22 protein-coding genes are annotated in these 20713 nt (G+C 71.1%); 11 read left to right on the forward strand and 11 right to left on the reverse strand.

Going from position 1 to position 20713, the window contains the following annotated elements:
* Window positions 1-351: PfkB family carbohydrate kinase (locus ACWDSL_RS34320; protein WP_450491865.1), on the forward strand; the 351-nt coding region annotated here is incomplete at its 5' end.
* A 39-nt stretch (window positions 352-390) separates the two neighbouring features.
* Here ACWDSL_RS34320 and ACWDSL_RS34325 read toward each other — a convergent pair.
* On the reverse strand, window positions 391-1392 hold the full coding sequence (locus ACWDSL_RS34325; RefSeq protein WP_450491866.1) for a CBM35 domain-containing protein: 1002 nt from the start codon (window positions 1390-1392) through the stop codon (window positions 391-393).
* Window positions 1393-1591: 199 nt separating this feature from the next.
* The gene (gene cdgB / locus ACWDSL_RS34330; protein WP_450491867.1) at window positions 1592-3268 is read right to left on the reverse strand and encodes a diguanylate cyclase CdgB; all 1677 of its coding nucleotides are present in this window, start codon (window positions 3266-3268) and stop codon (window positions 1592-1594) included.
* 417 nt (window positions 3269-3685) lie between these two features.
* Here cdgB and ACWDSL_RS34335 point away from each other — a divergent pair, with 417 nt between their 5' ends.
* Together ACWDSL_RS34335 and ACWDSL_RS34340 are read left to right on the forward strand one after the other, a co-directional pair.
* The gene (locus ACWDSL_RS34335) at window positions 3686-4186 is read left to right on the forward strand and encodes a flavin reductase family protein (RefSeq protein WP_450491868.1); all 501 of its coding nucleotides are present in this window, start codon (window positions 3686-3688) and stop codon (window positions 4184-4186) included.
* A gap of 41 nt (window positions 4187-4227) precedes the next feature.
* On the forward strand, window positions 4228-4584 hold the full coding sequence (locus ACWDSL_RS34340) for an arsenate reductase family protein (RefSeq protein ID WP_089508396.1): 357 nt from the start codon (window positions 4228-4230) through the stop codon (window positions 4582-4584).
* On the opposite strand, the gene ACWDSL_RS34345 is transcribed toward ACWDSL_RS34340, so the two are convergent.
* Window positions 4581-5771 (reverse strand): serine hydrolase domain-containing protein, encoded by a 1191-nt coding sequence (locus tag ACWDSL_RS34345; RefSeq protein WP_450491869.1) that lies wholly within the window; start codon window positions 5769-5771, stop codon window positions 4581-4583. The two genes, ACWDSL_RS34340 and ACWDSL_RS34345, sit on opposite strands and share 4 nt — an antisense overlap.
* A gap of 158 nt (window positions 5772-5929) precedes the next feature.
* Window positions 5930-6358 (reverse strand): alternative ribosome rescue aminoacyl-tRNA hydrolase ArfB, encoded by a 429-nt coding sequence (gene arfB, locus ACWDSL_RS34350; protein ID WP_450491870.1) that lies wholly within the window; start codon window positions 6356-6358, stop codon window positions 5930-5932.
* Window positions 6359-6574: 216 nt separating this feature from the next.
* Here arfB and ACWDSL_RS34355 point away from each other — a divergent pair, with 216 nt between their 5' ends.
* On the forward strand, window positions 6575-7150 hold the full coding sequence (locus ACWDSL_RS34355; RefSeq protein ID WP_450491871.1) for a TerD family protein: 576 nt from the start codon (window positions 6575-6577) through the stop codon (window positions 7148-7150).
* 65 nt (window positions 7151-7215) lie between these two features.
* On the opposite strand, the gene ACWDSL_RS34360 is transcribed toward ACWDSL_RS34355, so the two are convergent.
* The 5 genes from ACWDSL_RS34360 to ACWDSL_RS34380 form a co-directional block, all read right to left on the reverse strand.
* Window positions 7216-7431, reverse strand: coding sequence for a DUF397 domain-containing protein (locus ACWDSL_RS34360; RefSeq protein WP_450491872.1), 216 nt, complete (start codon window positions 7429-7431; stop codon window positions 7216-7218).
* Window positions 7410-8261 (reverse strand): helix-turn-helix domain-containing protein, encoded by an 852-nt coding sequence (locus ACWDSL_RS34365; RefSeq protein ID WP_450491873.1) that lies wholly within the window; start codon window positions 8259-8261, stop codon window positions 7410-7412. Before ACWDSL_RS34365 ends, ACWDSL_RS34360 begins: the two co-directional genes overlap by 22 nt.
* Window positions 8262-8680: 419 nt before the next feature.
* Window positions 8681-9262 carry a Uma2 family endonuclease gene (locus ACWDSL_RS34370; protein WP_450491892.1) on the reverse strand — a complete coding sequence of 194 codons (582 nt, stop codon included), beginning with the start codon at window positions 9260-9262 and terminating at the stop codon, window positions 8681-8683.
* A 200-nt stretch (window positions 9263-9462) separates the two neighbouring features.
* Window positions 9463-10422 carry an SDR family NAD(P)-dependent oxidoreductase gene (locus ACWDSL_RS34375; protein WP_450491874.1) on the reverse strand — a complete coding sequence of 320 codons (960 nt, stop codon included), beginning with the start codon at window positions 10420-10422 and terminating at the stop codon, window positions 9463-9465.
* Complete coding sequence (locus ACWDSL_RS34380; protein ID WP_450491875.1) at window positions 10419-11141, reverse strand: SDR family oxidoreductase; 723 nt, start codon at window positions 11139-11141, stop codon at window positions 10419-10421. Before ACWDSL_RS34380 ends, ACWDSL_RS34375 begins: the two co-directional genes overlap by 4 nt.
* 85 nt (window positions 11142-11226) lie before the next feature.
* Between ACWDSL_RS34380 and ACWDSL_RS34385 the strand changes: the two genes are divergently transcribed.
* Window positions 11227-11922 (forward strand): TetR/AcrR family transcriptional regulator, encoded by a 696-nt coding sequence (locus ACWDSL_RS34385; protein WP_450491876.1) that lies wholly within the window; start codon window positions 11227-11229, stop codon window positions 11920-11922.
* A 320-nt stretch (window positions 11923-12242) separates the two neighbouring features.
* On the opposite strand, the gene ACWDSL_RS34390 is transcribed toward ACWDSL_RS34385, so the two are convergent.
* Window positions 12243-13058: an SDR family oxidoreductase gene (locus tag ACWDSL_RS34390; protein ID WP_450491877.1), complete on the reverse strand. Its 816-nt coding sequence runs from the start codon at window positions 13056-13058 to the stop codon at window positions 12243-12245.
* Between the two features lie 150 nt (window positions 13059-13208).
* On the opposite strand from ACWDSL_RS34390, the gene ACWDSL_RS34395 reads away from it, so the two are divergent.
* The 5 genes from ACWDSL_RS34395 (at window position 13209) to ACWDSL_RS34415 (ending at window position 18628) form a co-directional block, all read left to right on the forward strand.
* On the forward strand, window positions 13209-14126 hold the full coding sequence (locus ACWDSL_RS34395) for a helix-turn-helix transcriptional regulator (protein WP_450491878.1): 918 nt from the start codon (window positions 13209-13211) through the stop codon (window positions 14124-14126).
* Window positions 14127-14437: 311 nt separating this feature from the next.
* Window positions 14438-16051 carry a M4 family metallopeptidase gene (locus ACWDSL_RS34400; RefSeq protein WP_450491879.1) on the forward strand — a complete coding sequence of 538 codons (1614 nt, stop codon included), beginning with the start codon at window positions 14438-14440 and terminating at the stop codon, window positions 16049-16051.
* A gap of 109 nt (window positions 16052-16160) precedes the next feature.
* Window positions 16161-17246 (forward strand): S-(hydroxymethyl)mycothiol dehydrogenase, encoded by a 1086-nt coding sequence (locus ACWDSL_RS34405; RefSeq protein WP_450491880.1) that lies wholly within the window; start codon window positions 16161-16163, stop codon window positions 17244-17246.
* Entirely contained in the window at window positions 17246-17884 is a 639-nt protein-coding gene (locus ACWDSL_RS34410; RefSeq protein ID WP_450491881.1) for an MBL fold metallo-hydrolase, read from the forward strand. Before ACWDSL_RS34405 ends, ACWDSL_RS34410 begins: the two co-directional genes overlap by 1 nt.
* A gap of 246 nt (window positions 17885-18130) precedes the next feature.
* Window positions 18131-18628, forward strand: coding sequence for a hypothetical protein (locus tag ACWDSL_RS34415; protein WP_450491882.1), 498 nt, complete (start codon window positions 18131-18133; stop codon window positions 18626-18628).
* 25 nt (window positions 18629-18653) lie between these two features.
* Here ACWDSL_RS34415 and ACWDSL_RS34420 read toward each other — a convergent pair whose 3' ends face one another.
* The gene (locus ACWDSL_RS34420; RefSeq protein WP_450491883.1) at window positions 18654-19382 is read right to left on the reverse strand and encodes a pentapeptide repeat-containing protein; all 729 of its coding nucleotides are present in this window, start codon (window positions 19380-19382) and stop codon (window positions 18654-18656) included.
* A 151-nt stretch (window positions 19383-19533) separates the two neighbouring features.
* Here ACWDSL_RS34420 and ACWDSL_RS34425 point away from each other — a divergent pair, with 151 nt between their 5' ends.
* Window positions 19534-20709, forward strand: coding sequence for an NAD(P)-binding protein (locus tag ACWDSL_RS34425; RefSeq protein WP_450491884.1), 1176 nt, complete (start codon window positions 19534-19536; stop codon window positions 20707-20709).
* Window positions 20710-20713: the final 4 nt, after the last annotated feature.

Below are 20713 nucleotides of genomic sequence, written 5' to 3' on the forward strand. Positions count from 1 at the left end.
CTCCCCGGCCCCCCCGCGCCGCTGCGCGCCGCGCGCGCCGCGCGGCGGGGCGGGGCGCGCGCGGTGGCGGCCTCGCTCGGCGCGGACGGCATGCTCGCGGTCACCCCCGAGGGCACCTGGCGGGCCGCCCCGCCGCGCCGCCTGGTGGGCAATCCGACGGGGGCGGGCGACTCCGCGGTGGCCGGGCTGCTGTCCGGCCTGGTCGAGGGCGTCCCGTGGCCGGATCGGCTGGCGCGCGCGGTGGCCCTGTCGGCGGCGGCCGTACGGGCCCCGGTGGCGGGCGAGTTCGACCGCGCCACGTACGAGGAGTTGCTGGGCCGGGTCGAGGTCACCGAAGGCCCGGCGGCCTGAGCGGCCACCGGGCCTGGCACCGTCAGCCGTTCTCAGCCATCAGCCGTCCTTACCCGTGAGCCACAGCTGGTCGAGGATGACGTCGCACTTGTCACCGGCCTCACAGGACACCGTGACGGTGTTGGCGCCCTCGTTGAGGTTGACCAGGGACCAGGTGCTCGTCCAGCTCTTCTCCCAGTCGCCCTTCTTCGCCGGGACGAAGGCCTCCATGTTCATCGGCCGGGTCGACCGCTCCCCGTTGACGGTGAGCGAGAGCGACTGGTTCTCGGCGGGCACGCTGTACCGCGCGTACACCCGGTACGGGCCCGCCTTGGCGACGTCCACGTTCCAGGTCACGGACGCGCCGGGGGCGTTCATCCCGCCGACGTACTTACCGCCCTTGCCCTTGGCGCCGGGGATGTCCGTCGCGGGGGCCGCGCCGTTCTCCAGGCTCAGGCCCCACGCGTCCTCGCTGGGCAGCTCGGACGGATCCTTGGAGGCCCCGGCGGACTTGCTGGGCTCGGCACTCGCGGTCGACGTGGGCGAGTTGGTCGGGTCGGCCTTGTCGTCCTTGTTGCCGTCGCCGTTCGTGATCATCGCGACGCCGATGCCGACCACGACGACGGCGACGACGGCGATCGCGCCGATGAGCAGCCCCTTGCTGTTGGGGCCACGGCCGCCGGTGCCGCGCGAGGGGGCCGCCCGGCGGGAGCCGCCCCCGCCGGGCAGGTTCTCGGGGGCGGCGTAGTGGGCGTTCTGCTGCCCCTGGCCGCCGTACGTCTGCTGGTTCGGGATCGGCTGGGTCTGCTGCTGATATTGCTGCTGCTGGGGGTTTTGCTGCTGCCCGTAGCTGCGCTCGCCGACCGCGCGGACGTGGTTGTACGAGGTACGGGGGACCCCTGGCTGGCGCGGGGCGGCCGGGCCCGGGTAGCCGTAGCCGCCGGCCCGGGGGGTGGAGCCCGACTGGTCCGCCTGGCCGTCCTGTCCGCCGTCCGAGCGGTACAGATAGGCGAACGGGTCGTCATTCTCCGGCGTGTCCGAGCCGTTGTTGCCGGCCGTCATCCCTCTCGTCACTCCCCTGTGCATATGGCCAACGGCGCTCAGGTGCGGAGGCGCCATGACAGCTCATATCAGGGCCGGGAAGGCCGCAACAGGGCATGCACTGTCCGGATGGCCAATATTCATGATCGATTCACCCTCGGCGGCAGTACCGCATTCGGAGCAGCCTACCGTGCCGAGGGCGGCGCCATTCCGTGAACGCTCATCCGGCGCGGCGGCGGTCCTTGGCACGCGACCGCTTCTCGATATACATCCGCTGGTCAGCCGATTGCAGCACGTCCTCGGCCGTCATCCCACAACTGGCCCAGCCGATACCGAAGCTGCCCCCGACCCGGACGGCCCGGCCGTCGACCCGGATCGGCGGGGTGATCGCGTTGCGCAGCCGGACGGCCAGGTCCTTGGCGTCGGCCCGGCCGAGGCCGTCCGCGAGGACCACGAACTCGTCGCCGCCGAGCCGGGCCACGGTGTCCCCCTCCCGCACCCCGGCGGCCAGCCGCCGGGCGACCTCGATGAGGACGGCGTCGCCCGCGTGGTGGCCGAACCGGTCGTTGATGGACTTGAAGCCGTCCAGATCGCAGAAGAGAACGGCCAGCCCCTTGTGGCCGTCGTCGATGTCGTGGTCCTCCCGCGGCGCGATGGCGTGCACATGGGGCTCGTACGGGAGGGAGCCGCCCGGCCGGTCGAACGCGCCCGGCCCGCCGAAGACCCCCGGCCCCTCGAACTCGTCGTAGCCGAGGGAGAGCCCGCCCGCCCCGGCGACGTCGACCTCGGACCCGGACTCTCCGGGGCGCCGCGGGTTGTCGCACAGCCTGCTGCCGAGGCGGGCGCGCAGCTCGGCGCTGTTGGGCAGGCCGGTCAGCGAGTCATGGCTGGCACGGTGGGCCAGTTGCAGCTCGTTCTGCTTGCGCTCCTCGATGTCCTCGACGTGGGTGAGCAGAAAGCGCGGGCCGTCGGCCGCGTCGGCGACCACGGAGTTGCGCAGGCTCACCCAGACATGGCTGCCGTCCCGGCGGGCCAGCCGCAGCTCGGAGCGGCCGCCCTCGGCGGAGGTGCGCAGCAGGGTGCCGATGTCCTCGCGGTGCACGAGGTCGGAGAAGGAGGAGCGGCGCAGGGCGGAGGCCGGGCGGCCCAGCAGTCGGCACAGCGCGTCGTTGGCGCGCAGCAGCCGCCCGTGCTGATCGCCGCCCATCTCGGCGATGGCCATGCCGCTCGGCGCGTACTCGAAGGCCTGCCGGAAGCTCTCCTCGCTGGCGCGCAGCGCCTGCTGTTCGCGCTCCAGGCGCAGCAGCGCGCGCTGCATATTGGCGCGCAGACGGGCGTTGCCGATCGCGGTCGCGGCATGAAAGGCGTACATCTGCAGGGCCTCGCGCCCCCATGCGCCGGGGCGGCGGCCGTTCCTCGGCCGGTCGATGGATATGACGCCGATCAGCTCGCCGCCCGAGCCGCCCGCCGAGTACATCGGCGCGAACAGGCGGTCCATGGGATGCCACCCGTCGGGAAAGCTGGGCGCGGGCCCGGGGGTGTGCCACTGCGGCACGTCGTCGTCATCGAGCACCCACCCCTCGCTGTACGGGACGAAGTGCAGAGCGCCCCAGCGGTCACCCATGGACAGCCGGCGGTCCCAGGCCTCACGCGAGCCGACCCGTCCCGCCATCAGGGCCTCGGCCCCGGGGTCGCCCCCGACGGCCGCGACGACCAGATCGCCGTCCGGGCGGACCAGATTGACGGCCGAGAATTCGTAGCCGAGCCCGGCGATCACCCCGTCGGCGACGGTCTGCACGGTGTCGGCGAAGCTGCGGGCGGTGTTCAGATCGGCGACCACCTGGTGCAACAGCCGCAGGGTCGCAAGGCGGATATACGGCTCCGACTCGGTCTCCATCGCTCGCTACTCCCCCGAGACCTCGACAGCAACTCCTGGCTTGTTGTCGTCCTTCTACTCGTCCGACTTGTCGTCCGATTGCCATGGCCACTGAATCACAGCGAGCTGCTCACTCGGTACACAGGGTCAACAATTACTGGCTGGTGTGAGTCATGTCACAGACAGTGTTCAAGCCTTGGAGACAGGCGTGGGAGCGCTCCTGATTTTTGTGAATGCAAATCCCGAAACGCCGTTCAGCCACTCATCCGAAGGCCGTGCACTGCCGCCCCCGGCGTACCGCGAATACGGCCCGCGACCTAGGACCGACCTGGTCCCGGGGCCCGATGCGGGGCCCACCCGGCCCGCGTTAGCGTTCATTACGTGCCGCACCCATCGAGTTCCGCCGCCGCGCAGCCCGTCATCCCCCATGCTGGTGGGGTGAGTGAGGACGAGTTCCGCGCTGCCCTGTCCCGACTCTCCGCGGGCGTGGTATTGGTGACCGCCCACGACCCGGACGAAGGGCCGCGCGGCGAGGACGTCGGCATGACGGCCACCTCGTTTATGTCGGTGTCACTTGACCCGCCGCTCGTGATGGTGAGCGTTCGCAACGACTCGCGGATGGACGACCTACTGGCCCGACAGCCCCTCTGGGCGGTATCGGTCCTGTCGGAAAGCCAGCGCCACATAGCCGGGCGATTCGCCATGAAGGGCCGCATCAGCGACAGGCTGCTGTTCGAGGACATCCCCTACAGACGCGGCGACGCCACGGGCGCACCCCTCGTCGGCGGAGCCCTCGCGGTCGTCGAGAGCCGCACCGAACAGCGGGTGACGGCGGGCGACCACACACTGGTGGTGGGCCGGGTGCTGTCGGCGGGCACCCCGAGCGCGGACGGCGGTCCGCTGATGTACTTCCGAAGCCGCTACCGCACGCTGGGCTGACGCCCCACCGATCCCCTGGCTGCTCGGATAACGTCCGAGCCATGGAAATCTGGATCAACCCGGCCTGCTCCAAATGCCGCTCCGCACTGACCCTGCTGGACGCCGAGGGCGCCGAGTACACGGTGCGCCGCTATCTGGAAGCGCCGCCGACCGCCCAGGAGATCGAGGACGTGCTGCGCCGCCTCGGCCTGGAGCCCTGGGACATCACCCGCACCGGCGAATCCGTCGCGGCCGAACTGGGCCTGGCGGACTGGCCGCGCGAGGAGTCCGCCCGCGCCCGGTGGATCGAGGCGCTGGCCGCCCATCCGATCCTGATCCAGCGGCCGATCATCACGGCGGACGACGGCACCACGGTGGTGGCCCGCACCCCGGACGCGGTCCGCTCCGTCCTCCCTTAACCCCTGTCCCCTGCGGCATCGCCGAAGGCCGCGTTGAGAACGGCCATGACGTAGGGGCGTTCCGAGGCGGCACCCGTGGGGTTGAGCGAGTAGACGACGCGGCGCGTCAGATCACGCGTGGCGAACATGCCCGTCGTCCAGCCGGGCTGCGATCCGGTCTTGCCCCATACGGTCACACCGTTGTCGAGCGTGACCCGCATCAGTCCGCCGATGCTGAAGCAGGCGGTTCCGTTGACGCAGTTCTTGTTGTCCGGCGCGCTGGCCACGTCAGGGACGGTGAACGCCAGCCGCTGCTCGGCCGGGGGCAGGAGCCTGCCGCGGAACAGAGCGGTCAGAAACCTGTCCAAGTCCGCGGCAGTGGAGATCATTCCGCCTTCGGCCCAGGCCCACGGGGACTGCTCGGTCACCTCGTCCCCGCCGAGACGCGGCCGGGCGTGAGGTACGGCGATGGAGGTGTCCGAGGCAGCGGGAAGGCTGGTGTCCCGCAGCCCAAGGGGCCGGATGATGCGCCGGTCGAGCTCGTCCGCGAAGGTGCGCCCGGTCACCTTCTCGACCAGCAGGCCCACGACAAAGGTGTTGACGCCGTTGTACTGCTGGACGGAACCGGGCCGCGGCGCCGTCCCGCCGCCCTCGGCATTCGCGAAGGCCGCACGGACCACTTCCCGCGGCGAGACGCTCTTCAGCCACCAACCGGGCCCGTCAGCGGGCCCGGGAATACCCGCGGGGGCGGGCAGACCGCTGGTGTGGTCCAGAAGCTGGCGCACGGTGACCTCTTGGTACGCGTCCGGTATCAGCTCGGGCAGATACTGCCGTACGGGGGCGTCGAGGACGATCCGGCGCTCGGCGACCAGTTGGAGCACCACCGTGCTGGTGAAAGCCTTCGTGACACTGCCGATTCGGAAATGGGCACCACGGGGCACTTCTCCCGCGTAACCGGCCCACGCCCGCCCCGAACCGCCCTGCGCCACCCTGACCAGCGCACCGGAGACCACCGGATCGGGCAGGCCCGCCAGCAGCTCGCGCATCGGAGCGGGATCGAACGGGGAGAGTCGGGCGGCAGCAGCGGCCTGCGATGGCCGCGGAAGAGCCGAAGCCGTCGAAACGGGCAGGGCGAGGCCCGCCGTGACCGCGGCCAGGGCCAGGCCGATCACGGCCGAACGACAGAAGACGGAGGGACGGCGACGCATCGATCTGCTCCCGGGGACAGCTGGAAATGAACTGTCAGCCACCCTTTCGGGTTCCCCGTGCGACCCCATCAGTGATCACCCTGAGCGCCCCCTCGCGCATCCCCTAGGGAGCCGACCGCTGCGCCCCCAAGGGGCACCTGGCAGCCACAGGGATCTCGCTAGTGCCAGTCCCGCCCGGACCGCCCACGCTTGGTGTCACCGCGCTGCTTCTTCTGCCGCAGCCGCCGCTCGTTGATACCGCGTGGGATACGGGTCGGACGGCGCGGCTTGGGCGGCGGCGCGGTCGCCTCGGCCAGCAGCGACGCGAGCCGGACCGCCGCCGTCTCGCGGTTGCGCCACTGCGAACGGTGCTCGGAGGCCCGTACGGTCACCACCCCACCCACCAGCCGCCCCGCCAGCCGCTCCAGCGCGCGCTGCTTCCACACCGCCGGCAGCACCTCGGTCGCGGCCAGGTCGAAGCGCAGCTCGACCTGGCTGTCGCTGGTGTTGACGTGCTGCCCACCCGGCCCGGACGACCTCGAGAAACGCCATATGAGCTCGGCCTCCGGCAGGGAGACCGAGCCACGGATGACATAGGGCCCGGACATGCCCCCATGATCCCGCGCCACCGCGGGACCGTCACCTGCTTTTGTGCGCGAGCTTTTGTGTGCGCCAGGACGAGGGCGAACCGCTGGGCGCTAAAGATTGGCAAAGAAGGTAAAGGAACCTGGAACCGGTGGGTGGCCGACGGCGTTGTGGAGGGTGACGGTAGCTTCGTCCGGAGTACGAAGCTCCTGAGGACTCGACCACGAAAGGGACTCCCCATGGCTGTAAGCCTGTCCAAGGGCGGCAACGTCTCGCTCACCAAGGAGGCACCGGGCCTGACCGCCGTCACGGTCGGCCTCGGCTGGGACGTCCGCACCACCACCGGTACCGACTTCGACCTCGACGCGAGCGCCATCGCCGTGAACCCGAGCGGCAAGGTCTACTCGGACCAGCACTTCATCTTCTTCAACAACAAGTCCACCCCGGACCAGACCATCGTCCACACCGGTGACAACGTCACCGGCCAGGGCGAGGGCGACGACGAGCAGATCAACGTCAACCTGGCGGGCCTGCCCGCCGACGTCGAGAAGATCGTCTTCCCGGTCTCCATCTACGACGCGGAGTCCCGCAGCCAGAACTTCGGCCAGGTGCGGAACGCGTTCATCCGCATCATCAACCAGGCCGGCGGCACCGAGATCGCCCGCTACGACCTCAGCGAGGACGCGGCCACCGAGACCGCCATGGTCTTCGGCGAGCTCTACCGCAACGGCGCGGAGTGGAAGTTCCGCGCCGTCGGCCAGGGCTACGCCGCGGGCCTGTCGGGCATCGCCAAGGACTTCGGCGTCAACGTCTGACGGACGTAAAGCACAAACGCTGAGGGCCGCCCTGTCAAAGGGGCGGCCCTTGGCCGTTTCAGGGGTCAGCTCGTAAGGACGCCGTCACCTTTGAGCTCCGCCACAAAGGCGGACCACGCGGAGGCGGGGAAGACCAGGACAGGTCCATACGGATGCTTGGAGTCACGTATGGGAACTATGCCGGGGTGGCCGTCGGCCACCTCGACGCATTCGCCGCCGTCAGCGTTGCTGTAGCTGCTCTTGCGCCACACAGCGGTGCTCAGGTCAGGGGTGGTCGCCATACCTTCCAGTCCTCCATCGCCGCTCGGATCATCGCCTCGGAGTCATAAGGCGAGAGGGCCATGGCCCTGAACAGATCGTAGGACTGTTGGCGCTTCACCACCTCGTCCCGGCCCTCGATGATGGTCCCGAACCGGCTGCCCTCCACGTAGGCCACTTGCGCGTGGTCCGGCGACGTGAAGAGCGTCAGCGAACCACCCAGATCAGGGTGCTCACCGCCTGCGGTGAACGGCAGAATCTGGACGGTGATGTTCGGCTGTGCCGCGCGCTCAAGCAGCCTCTCCATCTGGTGGCGCATCACCTCGGGGCTCCCGACTCGGCGCCGCAGCACCGTCTCGTCGAGGATGAACCAACAGCGCGGCGGCCTGGACACGCTCAACCGCTCCTGCCGATCGAGCCTCGCCTTCACCAGCGACGCGATCTCCCCATCCGGAGCGTCCGGATGCCCGCACCTCAGCCACCGATCCGCGAACTCCGGAGTCTGAAGCAGGCCGTGCACAGTGGCGCTCACGTACGACTCGATGACCAACGCCCGACTCTCGATCTCGATCACGCGGCGGTACTTACCGGGGAACGGCTCCTTCCGGGCCAGTTCGTACAGCCGGGCGAAAAGCCCATCCGTTCCGAAGCAGGCGTCCAGGGCCGACGCCAGGCCGTCATACGGCAGCGTCTCCGCCGCTTCAATCCGCGCGAGATTCGACTTGCTGTAGTTCAGTACATCCGCGAGCTGCCTCAGCGACATGCCCGCCTTCTCCCGGTGGCGCCGGATCTCGAAGCCGAGCAGATCGCGAGCGGATCGATCCGGCTGGAGTTCACGCGGCTGGAACGGCATATGCCCACCCCTGTGTCCCGTTTCCGCCCCTTGACGGCGCAAGGGACCGTTTACGCCACCCAATTTAGGACACCCACGGCAACTCGAGGGTCACAACGGGTAATTACCTCCTCGAAGGGGTAGCTCGCCCGCCCCCCAAAAAAAGGTACTTGCCGAGATAGTTGCTCTGCATCAAACGCTTTTTTGTAAGGGGGTGGGTGGAAGGCCCTCAACAGGACTGCCGGCCTCCGCTCCGCACGCCCCACAGCCTCGGCCCCCGACCAAGCCGCCGGACGGCGACGATGGCCCAGGGCGCCCCCTCCTTCCCCGTTGCCAGCCGCCTTGCGCCGAAGGCGCGAGACGATACCCGCCACCCGCCCGAGCCGAATACCGCCCAACGGCGCACACGCGCCCCACGCGTTCCACGCGGCCCCCGTGGATCAGAACTCGCCCGTATCCAGCTCGAATTCGAAGGGATACGGCAGGGCAACCGTCTTGCCGATCTCCACCTCGGTCCGCCGGGCGTAACGCTGCCCGGAGGGCTCCGTGTGCACGACCACGTGGCCCCGTTCCCTGTCGATCAGGAGGTAACAGGGGATGCCCGCCTGGGCGTACCCGCGAAGCTTCGGCCCTCGGTCGTTTTCGGCGGTCGAGTCCGAGGTGACCTCGCCGACGAGCAGCGCGGGGCTGGGGTTGTGATACTCAAGTGCGTCGCTGAAGCTCCCCTTGGGAGCGATCACAAGATCGGGGATGACCTTGCCAGTTGGGGACACGCCGGGGACAAGAAGCCCGATTCCGGTGTAACGCCCCAGATCCTTCCGGTGGTCGCGCATCTGCCCCGTTACTTCGGACACGATCTCTTCGTGCTCACCGTTGGCGGGAGGCACCACGTGGATTTTCCCTTCGATCAGTTCCACGCGCCATCCCTCAGGGGCTGCCGCACTCAACGCCACGAAGGCGTCCTCGACCGATGAGACGGTGTTCCCGTCGGTGTCCGTGTGCGGTGCGAGCTCGGGAGCCATCAGTGCCACGGTGGACCTCCTTCGTACGGAGCGACACTCTCAGCCTAGGCGAGCAGCCGGGGGGTGTATGGGCCAGACATCACCCATACGAGGAATGCTTAGCGTTCCCCCAGGTCAGGGGTGTCGCCTTTGAGCTCCAACACGAAGGCGGACCACACAGGAGACAGGGAAGATCAGGGCGGGGCCGTCGGGATACTCGCTCACGTACGCCCCGGCGCCAGGGCCCGCGCGACAAGGTCCTCGGACAACTCGCGCAGCCTCCGCCGCGCCTGCGCGTCGTACGTCTGGGCATCCGCACGGGATTGCTCCGTGCCGTTGAAGTAGCGGCCGGACGGGACGCCGCGCGCGGGTGCGCCGAGAAGGTGAAGGACCGCTTCCACGCCCTCCTCGACCGTGCTCCACGGCGAGACACCGGCCTCGCGGACCATGGTCGTGGCCATGTACGTCGCGGGGTGCAGGGCGCCGACGAAGACGGCGGCGGGGTCGAGTTCGTCGGCCAGGTCGAAGGTGAACATGATCTGAGCGAGCTTGCTCTGGGCGTACGCGCGCGAACGGTCGTAGCGGCGCTCCAGCATGACGTCGGTGAAGTCGAGCGCCTGCTGGCCCACCGAGGCGACATTGATGACGCGGGCCGGGGCGGAGCGGGTGAGCAGGGGCAGCAGGCGGCGCGTGAGGTGGTAGCCCGCGAGGTAGTTGACGGCGAACCGGAGCTCGTAGCCGTCGGCGCTCTCCTGGCGGGCGGAGCCGGGCGGGCCGCCGCCGAGGCCAGCGTTGTTGATCAGGACGTCCAGCCGGTCGTAGCGGGCCAGGACCTCGTCCGCGAGCCGGTCCACCGCCCGCAGGTCGGCAAGGTCGGCGAGCACCACCTCGGCACTACCGCAACCCGCGCCCGCCCCAGACCTGGAGCCGGACCTGGGGCCAGAGCCGGACCTGGGGCCGGAGCCCGAGCCGGGCCCGGAGTCAGCCCCAGAGCCAAAGCCGGCCCCGCCCGTCGCCTCGCGGACGCGCTCCCGCACCTCCTCCGCCCGCCCCGCGTCCCGCCCGTGGATCAGCACCCGCGCGCCCTCGGCGGCGAGCCGTACGGCCAGCTCGCGCCCGAGCCCGTCCGTCGAGCCGGTGATCAGTACGGTCCGGCCCGCGACCGCGGGACGGACCGTCACAGCGCCGCCGCGTTGAGCCGCAGGCCGCCGTCGACCGACAGCACCGTGCCGGTGGTGTAGCTGTTGCCGATCAGATAGCCGATGGCGTCGGCGATGTCCTCCGCCGCGCCCACGCGCCCGGCCGGGGTGACCTTGGCGTAGCTGTCGAAGGCCTGCTGCCGCGCCTCGGCGGGCATCCAGTCCCACCACGGGGTGGCGATAACACCCGGGGACACGGCGTTGACCCGGACCGGCGCGAGTTCCACGGCCAGCACCGGAACCATCGCCTCGACGGCGGCGTTGACCGCCGCCAGCCCCGCCGTACCGGGCAGCGATGCGCCGGACGACCCCGCGGTGATGAAGGTCAGCGAGCCTTCAGGGGCGAGCACATCGAGCGCCGCCTGCGCGGCGACCGTCTGGGCGACGAGCTTGCCCTCGACCGCGGTGCGCAGTGCGTCGACCGTCAGATCCTTGAAGGGGCCGCCCGCCGAGGCTCCGGTGGCGGTGATCACGACATGGTCGACCTTGCCGAGGCCGGCGAAGAAGGCGCGCATCGCCGCCTCGTCGCACGCGTCGACGGACTGGCCGGTGGCAGCCCCGCCCAGCTTCTCCAGGGCTGCCGCCAGGCGGTCCGCGTCCCGCCCGGTGATCACGACCTCGCGGCCCGCGGCCAGCTGCCGCTCGGCCGCGGCCAGCCCGATGCCCGATGTGCCGCCGATGATCACGATTCGTTCTGTCATTGCCTGCTGCTCCTCAAGGCCATTTACGAGGCATGGTGACTCGTTAAATTTAATTCGAGGCACGGTGTCTTGTAAAGTGCGTTCCATGACAGGCACAGGCGCAGGCACCCCGGCACGCGGCAGACCGCGCAGTGAGCAGGCGCGGCGGGCCGTCCTGGCCGCGGCGCTGGAGCTGTGCCACCGCGACGGCTTCCAACCGCTGACCATCAAGGGCATCGCCGAGGCCGCCGGGGTCGGGCGGCAGACGGTCTACCGCTGGTGGCCGACGAAGGAGGCCGTACTGCTTGAGGCGTTGCGCGATCTGACGGAGCGCGAGGCCCCGACGCTCCTGCCGGACACCGGCGATCCGCTGCGCGATCTGGAGACGTTTCTCGTCGGCGCGTACACCATGACCGCGCGGCTGACCGGCCAAGCCGTCGCCGGGCTGATGGCCGAGGCCCAACGCGACCCCGAACTCGCCGACCGGCTGCAGACCGGGCTGCTGGCGGAGCGCCGCCGGGCGCTGCGCGAGGTGCTGGAGCGGGCGGTACGGCAGGGGAAGCTGAGCGAACACGCGGCCTCGCTCGACCTCGCGGTCGACCTGGCCTTCGGGGTGATGTGGTACCGGCTGATGAGCCGACACGCACCCGTGAACGCCGAGCTGGCCCACGAGGTGTCGGCCGCGCTACGCCGACTGCTCGCCCCGCCGGGCGAGGCTGCGTCGGCGAGCGGGGCTGCGTCGGCGAGCGAGGATGCGGCGCCGGGCGAGGATGCGGCGCCGGGAGGGAGCGGCGCCGGGTAGGGCGCCCGGCGGCGAAGGCCGACGCGGGCTGGCACCGGCTGGGCGAAACCTGCGCCGGTGCAGCCCCGCCGGGCAAAGCCCCGCCGGGCAAAGCGAGGCCAGCGCCGCCGGGCCGCCAGGCCGCGGTTTGCCCCGACGGGGCAGGCGGGCGCCGGGCAGCGCATGCCAGGCAGGCGCGCCGGGTGAGACCCACGTCGCCGCGTCTCGCCGCGTCGCCGCGTCGCCGATCCGCCGGGGTCCGGCGCAGGGGCAAGGGCGGCCGAGGTCATGCCCGCCGCGGGGGCGGCCGACGTCACGACCGCCACGGGAGCCACCGGGCATCACGCCTGGCGTGTGGGCAGCACGATCACCTGGCGCAGGTTCACATGGGCCGGGCGGCTGGTGACGTACGCGATCAGGTCGGCGATGTCCTCGGAGGAGAGCCCCCCGAGCGCGGCGAACATGTCGTCCAGCTGGCCGGTCGCCGTCGCGTTGTCGACGTGGCTGCTGAGCTCGCTCTCGGTCAGCCCCGGCTCGATGTTGGTGACGCGCACATTCCGCGGGCCGAATTCGGTGCGCAGCGACGCCGACAGCTGGGTGAGCGCGGCCTTCGTCGCCGAGTACACCGCATAGGTGGGGAACGGCACATGCGCCCCGATGGAGGAGATGTTGACGAGGTCGGCGGGCCTGCCGTCCGCCGCCGCGGCGAGCAGGTCCTGGGTGAAGGCGCCCACGACGCGCAGCGCTCCGGTGAGGTTGGTGTCCACCATGCGGGTCCACTCGTCGGTCCGGCCGGCGTCGATCGGGTTCGGCAGCATCACTCCGGCGCCGTTGATCACCAGGTCCACCGGGCCGAAGGCGTCGTGGACCCGGGCGGCACCGGCGGCGACCGAGGCCTCGTCGGTCACGTCGGCCGGGACCGCGAGGGCCTGTCCGCCCTCGGCGGCGATCTTCCCGGCCAGTTCCTCCAGCCGGTCGGCGCGCCGCGCCCACAGCGCCACCCGGGCGCCCCGGGCGGCGAGCAGCCGGGCGGTCGCCGCGCCCATACCGCTGGCGGCTCCGGTGATGACGGCGGTGCGCCCGGCGAGGTCGCCGGTGTTCGCGGCGAGGGTGGCGGTGTTCGCGGCAGTGTTCGCGGCGACGTCTGCGTGGTTCATTTCTTCTGCTCCTGAGGTGTCGTGCAGTGGTGTCGTGCCCCTCGGCACGTCCTCAAGGCTGCGGGCGCCGCGCCGCCTTACCCAGGGTGCTGCTTTTCCTGGGTCTGCCAGTACCAGGTTGGCGGCGGAGGCCTCACCTACCCTCAAGGCATGCACGACGACGCTCTCGGTGACTTCCTGCGCTCACGGCGCGCCCGTATACGCCCCGAAGAGGTGGGGCTGATCTCCCATGGGCGCCGCCGGGTGCCGGGGTTGCGCCGGGAGGAGGTGGCCCAGCTGGCCGGGGTCAGCGTGGACTACTACGTCCGGCTGGAGCAGGGCCGCGGCTCGAACGTGTCCGACGCCGTGCTCGACGCGGTCGCTCGGGTGCTGCGGCTGACCGAGGCCGAGCACAGCCATCTGCGGGATCTGGCCAGACCCAAGCAGAGCCGGGGCCGGAGCCGCGGGGCGGCGGCGCGGGAGGGCGGCGGGCAGGCGCTGCGTACGGGGGTGCGCACCCTGATGGACACCATGACCGGCACGCCCGCGTTCGTCCTCGGGCGGCGGATGGACGTCCTGGCGTGGAACGCCCTCGCGGACGCGGTGTCGGGCTTCTCCGCGATGGCCGAGGGAGAGCGCAACGCCGCCCGGCACACCTTTCTGGACCCGACGGCCCGCGAGTTCTACCCCGACTGGGCCACGGTGGCCGCGGAGACCGTGGCCTATCTGCGACTGGACGCGGGACGGCACCCGGACGACCCGCTGATGGCATCGCTGATCGGTGAACTGGCCATGAAGAACGAGACATTCCGCCGACTCTGGGCCGATCACCCGGTCAAGGAGAAGACCCACGGGGTCAAGCGCATGCGCCATCCGGTCGTGGGCGATCTGGAGCTGGGATACGAAACGCTCTCGCTGCCTGGCGATCCGGACCAGCTCCTGGTCGCATACACGGCGGTGCCGGGCTCGGCCGCCGCGGAGAAGCTGGCGGTGCTCGCGAGCTGGGCTGCGAGCCAGGGCGGGGCCGATTCGGCGGCCGAGGACGGCCGCGCGAAAGGTGACAAGCCCTCATCTTCCAGGCGCGGTTGAGTGGCGGAAACCTGACCTGAATCGCCCCTGAAGAGACAACGCCAAGTCAAATTCTTGTTTCAGACCTGTCCGAACAGATCGTTCGATGACAATCTCTGCTCGGTCACCGCGCATGTCAGATGCACGTCAGATGACTCCAGATGACGTCATCGACGTCAGATGACCGCGCGCCAGGTGCCGGCACCACCGAAGCAAGCGCGACACACGCATCACTCACGCACCACTCCTCGCACCACCGGGCAGCCCACCCATGGCCGCCCGCACCCCCTACACAGGGCCGCAACCCCGCGGCCCCAAGGCAAGGAGACCGAGTGAGATCCATCGCTTCCGCCACCCGTAAGAAGTCTGTCCGCGCCGCGGCCCTCGTCGCCTCCGCCGCGATGGTCGTGATCGGCGTACAGACCGGCCCGGCCAGCGCCCAGGCCGAGTCCAGCCGTGCAGCCGGCGCGACGGCGCTGCCGCTCTCCGCCCAGGAGCGCGCGTCCGCGATCAAGGCCGCGCAGGCCGACGCCTCCGCACAGGCCGAGTTCCTCGGACTCGGGGCCCAGGAGAAGCTTCTGGTGCGGGACGTCATCAAGGACGCGGACGGCACCGTTCACACCCGTTACGAGCGTACGTACGCCGGGCTGCCGGTCCTCGGCGGCGACCTGGTCGTCCACGAGAAGGCCAGTGGCGCGCGCACCGTGACCAAGGCGACCTCGGCCACGATCTCCGTGCCGAGCATCTCCGCCGAGGTGTCGTCCGCCGACGCCAAGAGCACCGCCCTCAAGGCGGCCACCACCGACGACAAGGCCGGCAAGTCGCCGCGGAAGGTCATCTGGGCGGCGTCCGGGAAGCCGGTGCTGGCCTGGGAGACCGTCGTCACGGGCATGCAGAAGGACGGCACCCCGAGCGAGCTGCACGTCATCACCGACGCGGCCACCGGCAAGAAGCTGTTCGCCGACGAGGCCGTCGAGACCGGCACCGGCACCAGCAAGTACAGCGGCACGGTGACGCTCGGCACCACCAAGAGCGGCAGCACCTACAGCCTCACCGACGGCACACGCGGCAACCACAAGACCTATGACCTGAACCAGGGCACGTCGGGCACCGGCACCCTGTACACCGACGCCGACGACGTGTGGGCCGGCGGCCGTCAGACCGCCGGGGTCGACGCGCACTACGGCGCCGCCGAGACCTGGGACTTCTACAAGGAGGTGCTGGGCCGCAACGGCATCAAGAACGACGGCGTCGGCTCGTACTCCCGGGTCCACTACGGCAACAACTACGTCAACGCCTTCTGGCAGGACTCCTGCTTCTGCATGACCTACGGCGACGGCTCGGGCAACGCCAACGCGCTCACCTCGATGGACGTGGCCGGCCACGAGATGAGCCACGGTGTGACCGCGGCCACCGCCAAGCTCAACTACAGCGGCGAGTCCGGCGGCCTCAACGAGGCCACCTCCGACATCATGGCCTCCGCCGTGGAGTTCTACTCGGCCAACTCCTCCGACGTCGGTGACTACCTCATCGGCGAGAAGATCAACATCAACGGCGACGGCACCCCGCTGCGCTACATGGACAAGCCCAGCAAGGACGGGGCGTCCCGGGACTACTGGTCCTCGACGCTCGGCAACATCGACGTCCACTACTCCTCCGGGCCCGCCAACCACTTCATCTACCTGCTGTCCGAGGGCAGCGGTGCGAAGACCATCAACGGCGTGAGCTACAACAGCCCGACGTACGACGGCTCCACGGTCACCGGCATCGGCCGGGACAAGGCCATCAAGATCTGGTACAAGGCCCTGACCACGTACCTGACCTCCACCTCCAAGTACGCGCAGGCCCGCACCGCCACGCTCAGCGCGGCGACCGACCTGTACGGGGCGACCAGCACCGAGTACAAGGCCGTCGCGGCCGCCTGGACCGCGATCAACGTGAAGTGATCACGATGTAGGCGCGACGGGCCGCACCGCAACCCGGTGCGGCCCGTTCCCGTCCCCACCGCCGCTGTCCCCGCTGTCCCCACCGCTGATCGGCACATACGCTGCTGCCATGACTCAACACGTACGCGGTGTCATCGCCCCGGGCAAAGGCGAGCAGGTCAGGATCGAGACGATCGTGGTGCCGGACCCCGGGCCCGGCGAGGCGGTGGTGCAGGTGCGGGCGTGCGGTGTGTGCCACACCGACCTGCACTACCGGGAGGGCGGCATCAACGACGAGTTCCCCTTCCTGCTCGGCCATGAGGCGGCCGGTGTCGTGGAGTCCGTCGGGGAGGGCGTCACCGAGGTGGCCCCCGGCGACTTCGTGATCCTCAATTGGCGTGCCGTATGCGGCCAGTGCCGGGCCTGTCTGCGCGGCCGCCCCTGGTACTGCTTCAACACCCACAACGCGCGCCAGAAGATGACCCTCACCGACGGCACCGAGCTGTCCCCCGCGCTGGGCATCGGCGCCTTCGCCGAGAAGACCCTGGTGGCGGCCGGACAGTGCACCAAGGTCGACCCGGCCGCATCGCCCGCGGCGGCGGGCCTGCTGGGCTGCGGTGTGATGGCCGGTCTCGGCGCGGCGATCAACACCGGCGCGGTGGGGCGCGGCGACTCCGTCGCCGTCATCGGCTGCGGCGGTGTCGGCGGCGCGGCGATCGCCGGGTCCCGGCTGGCCGGAGCCTCGAAGATCATCGCGGTGGACGTGGACGACCGGAAGCTGGAGATGGCGCGCACCCTGGGCGCCACCCACACCGTCAACGGCAAGACCGCCGACACCGTCGAGGCCATCCAGCAGCTGACCGGCGGCCACGGCGCCGATGTCGTGATCGACGCGGTCGGCCGGCCCGAGACCTACCGCCAGGCCTTCTACGCCCGCGACCTGGCCGGCACCGTGGTGCTGGTCGGCGTGCCCACCCCGGAGATGAAGCTGGAGCTGCCGCTCCTGGACGTCTTCGGGCGCGGCGGTGCGCTCAAGTCCTCCTGGTACGGGGACTGCCTGCCCTCCCGCGACTTCCCGATGCTGATCGACCTGTATCTGCAGGGGCGGCTCGACCTCGACGCGTTCGTCAGCGAGACGATCGGTCTCGACGATGTCGAGGAGGCGTTCGCGAAGATGCACCGCGGCGAGGTGCTGCGCTCGGTGGTGACGCTCTGATGACTCCCCCGCCCGTGCGCATCGACCGGCTGATCACCTCCGGCACCTTCTCCCTGGACGGCGGCACCTGGGAGGTCGACAACAACGTCTGGCTGATCGGCGACGACAACGAGGTGTACGTCATCGACGCCGCCCATGACGCGGACGCGATCATCGAGGCGGTCGGGGGCCGGCGGCTGCTCGGCATCCTGTGCACCCACGGCCACGACGACCACATCGACGCGGCCCCGGAGGTCGCCGACCGCACCGGCGCGCCGATCCTGCTGCACCCGGACGACGAGGTGCTGTGGAATATGCGCCACCCCGACCGCAAGCCGGACGGGGCGCTGGCCGACGGCGATGTGCTCACCGTCGGCGGCACCGAGCTGCGGGTGCTGCACACCCCCGGCCACTCCCCGGGCGCGGTCTGCCTCCACGCCCCCACGCTGACCACGGTCTTCTCCGGGGACACCCTCTTCCAGGGCGGCCCCGGGGCGACCGGCCGCTCGTACTCGTCCTTCCCGACGATCATCGAGTCCATCCGGGAGCGGCTGCTGTCGCTGCCGACGGAGACCGTCGTACGCACCGGCCACGGCGACCCGACCACCATCGGCGACGAGGCCCCGCAGCTGGAGGAGTGGATCGCCCGCGGTCACTGAGGGCGTTCCGGGCCGGCCGGCATCGGGCCCGCCGGCCCGCATCGCCCTCACCGGTCCGCATCGAGCCGCACCGTGCGCGCCGGGCCGCACCGTGCGCCGGTCCGCACCGTACGCGCCGACCCACATCGGCCCTCGCCGTCCCGCATCGAGCCGCACCGTACGCGCCGGTCCGCATCGGCCCGTGCCGTTCCGCCCGGCGGGACCGCGCGGGCCGGCGGGCGGGACCGCCGTGACACCATCGGCCGTGTGATCGACCTCGGCTACTCCCTCTCCCGCCGCTTCCCCGACCCCCCGCAGACGGACTACCGCACCGCGGATGTGCACACCCTGCGCCACGACCTGTTCTGCGGCGATGTCTACCTCGCCGATACGGAAGCGGACCGCGAACTGTCCACAGCCTGGGGATGGGTGCCCGTGCTCGACTTCGCCTGGGCGCTGTGCGACATCGTGGAACGGCTCGACCGCGATCCGCTCGGCAGCCGCTCCGCGCGCCCCGTCCACGCCGAGCTGGACTTCACCGAGTCGACCGACCGGCTGCTCTTCGAACGGCGCTTCGGCTGGGTGGACGTCACAGCCGACTGGGCGGAGGCCGAGGACGCGCCGCTCACCTTCAACCACACCACGCTGCGCCGGGAGGCCCGCGACTTTCTGCACGATCTGATCGCGGACCTCACCGATATGCACGAGGGGCTGGCCGACAACCCGGCGGTGTGGGAGCTGCAGGCCCGCTACCCCCGCGTCTGACCCCCCGTCCGCTACCCCCGGTCCGCTAGCCCCCGGCCCTGACCGCCTCCTCCACCCGGATGCCCAGCCGGGCCGCGAGCGCCGGAGCCAGGTCGAGCAGTTGCGGCGGGCTGATCACCGCGCCCGCCAGATGCTCCATACCCCGCGCGATGTCCAGCTCCGTGACCGCGCGCAGATCGACGTCCGTCATCCGCGCCTGGGTAAAGTCCGCCGCGCGCAGCGCGCAGTCCACGAACTCGACCCGCTCCAGCACCGCCCCGCCGAAGTCCGCCTCCGCCACCACACACCCCTCGAAGACGACGTCCATGAGCCGCGCCGTCCGCAGATTCAGATAGTCGATCTTCCCGCCGCGGACCAGCACCCGCTCCAGCACCGCCCCGTGCAGCTGGACCCCGCCCAGCCGGGCGTCCACCAGCTCCACATCCCGCAGCCGCGCCTCCGAGAGATCGGCGCCCACGCCCCGCACGCCCTCCAGCACACAGTCGAGAAACCTGGCCCGGGACAGCCGGGCCTCGTCGAACGCGCAGCGGCGGAACCCGCAGTCCAGGAAGCGCGCACCGCCCGCCCGCTGCCCGGCGAAGTCCAGGTCGGCGAAGTCCAGCCCGTCGTAGTCCCCCTCCGGCTCCAGCTCCCCGCCGTCGTAAGGCCGCAGCTCGGGCAGCACCACCTCCGGCCGCCGCGCCGCCCGCACCGCGCCCGCCGCCCCGCTCCTGCCGCGCCCCGCCATACCCGCTCCGTCCCGTCCGCCCGCCATGCCATGACCCGCCCTCCATCGTGAACCACCCCACTGACAACGGCCTGACAACGGCCTGTCAACGGCCCAATGTCACGTCTCGCCGCGCCGCCTCGTCGTACCCGTGAAACGCGATCCGACCTGGGTCGCAGTACGGGAAGGAATGCTGCCCATGCGCCGTATCACCGTCGTCGGCGGCGGTCTGGCCGGCCTCACCGCGGCCATCGCCGCCGCCGAGGCAGGAGCCGTGGTGACCCTGTACGAGGCCCACCACTCACTCGGCGGACGCGCCCGCACCGCCCCCGCCCCGTACCGCGTCAATGAAGGCCCGCACGCCTTCTACGCGGGCGGGCCGCACTGGTCATGGCTGAAGAAGCGCGGGCTGCTCCGCCCGCTTGCTCACCTCCCGCCCCTGGAGGCCGCCCGGCTGCGCTTCCACCGCGGCGGGCGGCTGCGCCGCGTGCCGCCGGCCGCCATGCTCAGGCTGCTGATGGCCAAACGGGCGCCGGTCGACGCCGACTTCACCACCTGGGCGACGAGCGTCGCCGGCGCGGCCGGGGCCCGCGCGGCGGCGAACTACGTCGGCGTCGCCACCTTCCACCACGCCCCCGGGCAGCTGTCCGCCGCCTTCGTCCAGGAGCGTTTCCGGCGCTCCGCCAAGGTGCCGCCGGAGGCCCACTATGTGCGCGGCGGCTGGGGCGCGGTCGTCGACCGGATGGCCGACCACGCCTGGAAGCTCGGCGTACGGCTCGAAACCGGCTCCCGGGTGGACACGCTGCCCACCGACCAGGGCCCGGTGATCGTCGCGACCGCGCTGCCCACCGCCCGCGCGCTGCTCGGCGACGCCTCGCTCACCTGGGACAGCGGCCGTACGGTCCTGATCGACCTGGCCGTACGCACCCGGCGCGGCGACGCGTTCGCCGTCTCCGACCTCGACTCCCCCGGCTGGGTCGAACGCTTCACGGCCCAGGACCCCTCGCTGGCCCCGCCCGGCGAGCAGCTGCTCCAGGGCCAGGTGCCCATCGGCCCGGACGAGACCAGGACCGACGGCCTCGCCCGCGCCGAACACCTGCTGGACCTGGGCTTTCCGGGCTGGCGCGAGCGTACGGTCTTCCGCCGGGTGGCCCTGGCGACCGGGCGTACGGGGGCGGTGGACGCGCCCGGCACCACCTGGCGGGACCGGCCGGCGATCCACCGGGGCGACGGGGTCTATCTGGCGGGTGACCAGGTGGCGGCGCCGGGGGTGCTCTGCGAGGTGTCGTTCAACAGCGCGCTCACCGCGGCCACGCTCGCGCTCGGCGGGCGGGTCGGGGACGCCCCGGCCGCCGCGTCGGGGGCGCCCCGGTGACCGC

Source organism: Streptomyces sp. NPDC000941 (assembly GCF_053599555.1).

Coding starts and splice junctions, on each gene's coding strand:
- ACWDSL_RS34355 (WP_450491871.1), top strand. CDS start 6,575: ATGGCTGTAAGCCTGTCCAAGGGCGGCAACGTCTCGCTCACCAAGGAG.
- ACWDSL_RS34370 (WP_450491892.1), bottom strand. CDS start 9,262: ATGGCTCCCGAGCTCGCACCGCACACGGACACCGACGGGAACACCGTC.
- ACWDSL_RS34410 (WP_450491881.1), top strand. CDS start 17,246: ATGACTCCCCCGCCCGTGCGCATCGACCGGCTGATCACCTCCGGCACC.
- ACWDSL_RS34425 (WP_450491884.1), top strand. CDS start 19,534: ATGCGCCGTATCACCGTCGTCGGCGGCGGTCTGGCCGGCCTCACCGCG.
- arfB (WP_450491870.1), bottom strand. CDS start 6,358: ATGTCCGGGCCCTATGTCATCCGTGGCTCGGTCTCCCTGCCGGAGGCC.
- ACWDSL_RS34325 (WP_450491866.1), bottom strand. CDS start 1,392: ATGACGGCCGGCAACAACGGCTCGGACACGCCGGAGAATGACGACCCG.
- ACWDSL_RS34390 (WP_450491877.1), bottom strand. CDS start 13,058: ATGAACCACGCAGACGTCGCCGCGAACACTGCCGCGAACACCGCCACC.
- ACWDSL_RS34405 (WP_450491880.1), top strand. CDS start 16,161: ATGACTCAACACGTACGCGGTGTCATCGCCCCGGGCAAAGGCGAGCAG.
- ACWDSL_RS34360 (WP_450491872.1), bottom strand. CDS start 7,431: ATGGCGACCACCCCTGACCTGAGCACCGCTGTGTGGCGCAAGAGCAGC.
- ACWDSL_RS34380 (WP_450491875.1), bottom strand. CDS start 11,141: ATGACAGAACGAATCGTGATCATCGGCGGCACATCGGGCATCGGGCTG.
- ACWDSL_RS34395 (WP_450491878.1), top strand. CDS start 13,209: ATGCACGACGACGCTCTCGGTGACTTCCTGCGCTCACGGCGCGCCCGT.
- ACWDSL_RS34385 (WP_450491876.1), top strand. CDS start 11,227: ATGACAGGCACAGGCGCAGGCACCCCGGCACGCGGCAGACCGCGCAGT.
- ACWDSL_RS34365 (WP_450491873.1), bottom strand. CDS start 8,261: ATGCCGTTCCAGCCGCGTGAACTCCAGCCGGATCGATCCGCTCGCGAT.
- ACWDSL_RS34420 (WP_450491883.1), bottom strand. CDS start 19,382: ATGGCGGGCGGACGGGACGGAGCGGGTATGGCGGGGCGCGGCAGGAGC.
- cdgB (WP_450491867.1), bottom strand. CDS start 3,268: ATGGAGACCGAGTCGGAGCCGTATATCCGCCTTGCGACCCTGCGGCTG.
- ACWDSL_RS34345 (WP_450491869.1), bottom strand. CDS start 5,771: ATGCGTCGCCGTCCCTCCGTCTTCTGTCGTTCGGCCGTGATCGGCCTG.
- ACWDSL_RS34340 (WP_089508396.1), top strand. CDS start 4,228: ATGGAAATCTGGATCAACCCGGCCTGCTCCAAATGCCGCTCCGCACTG.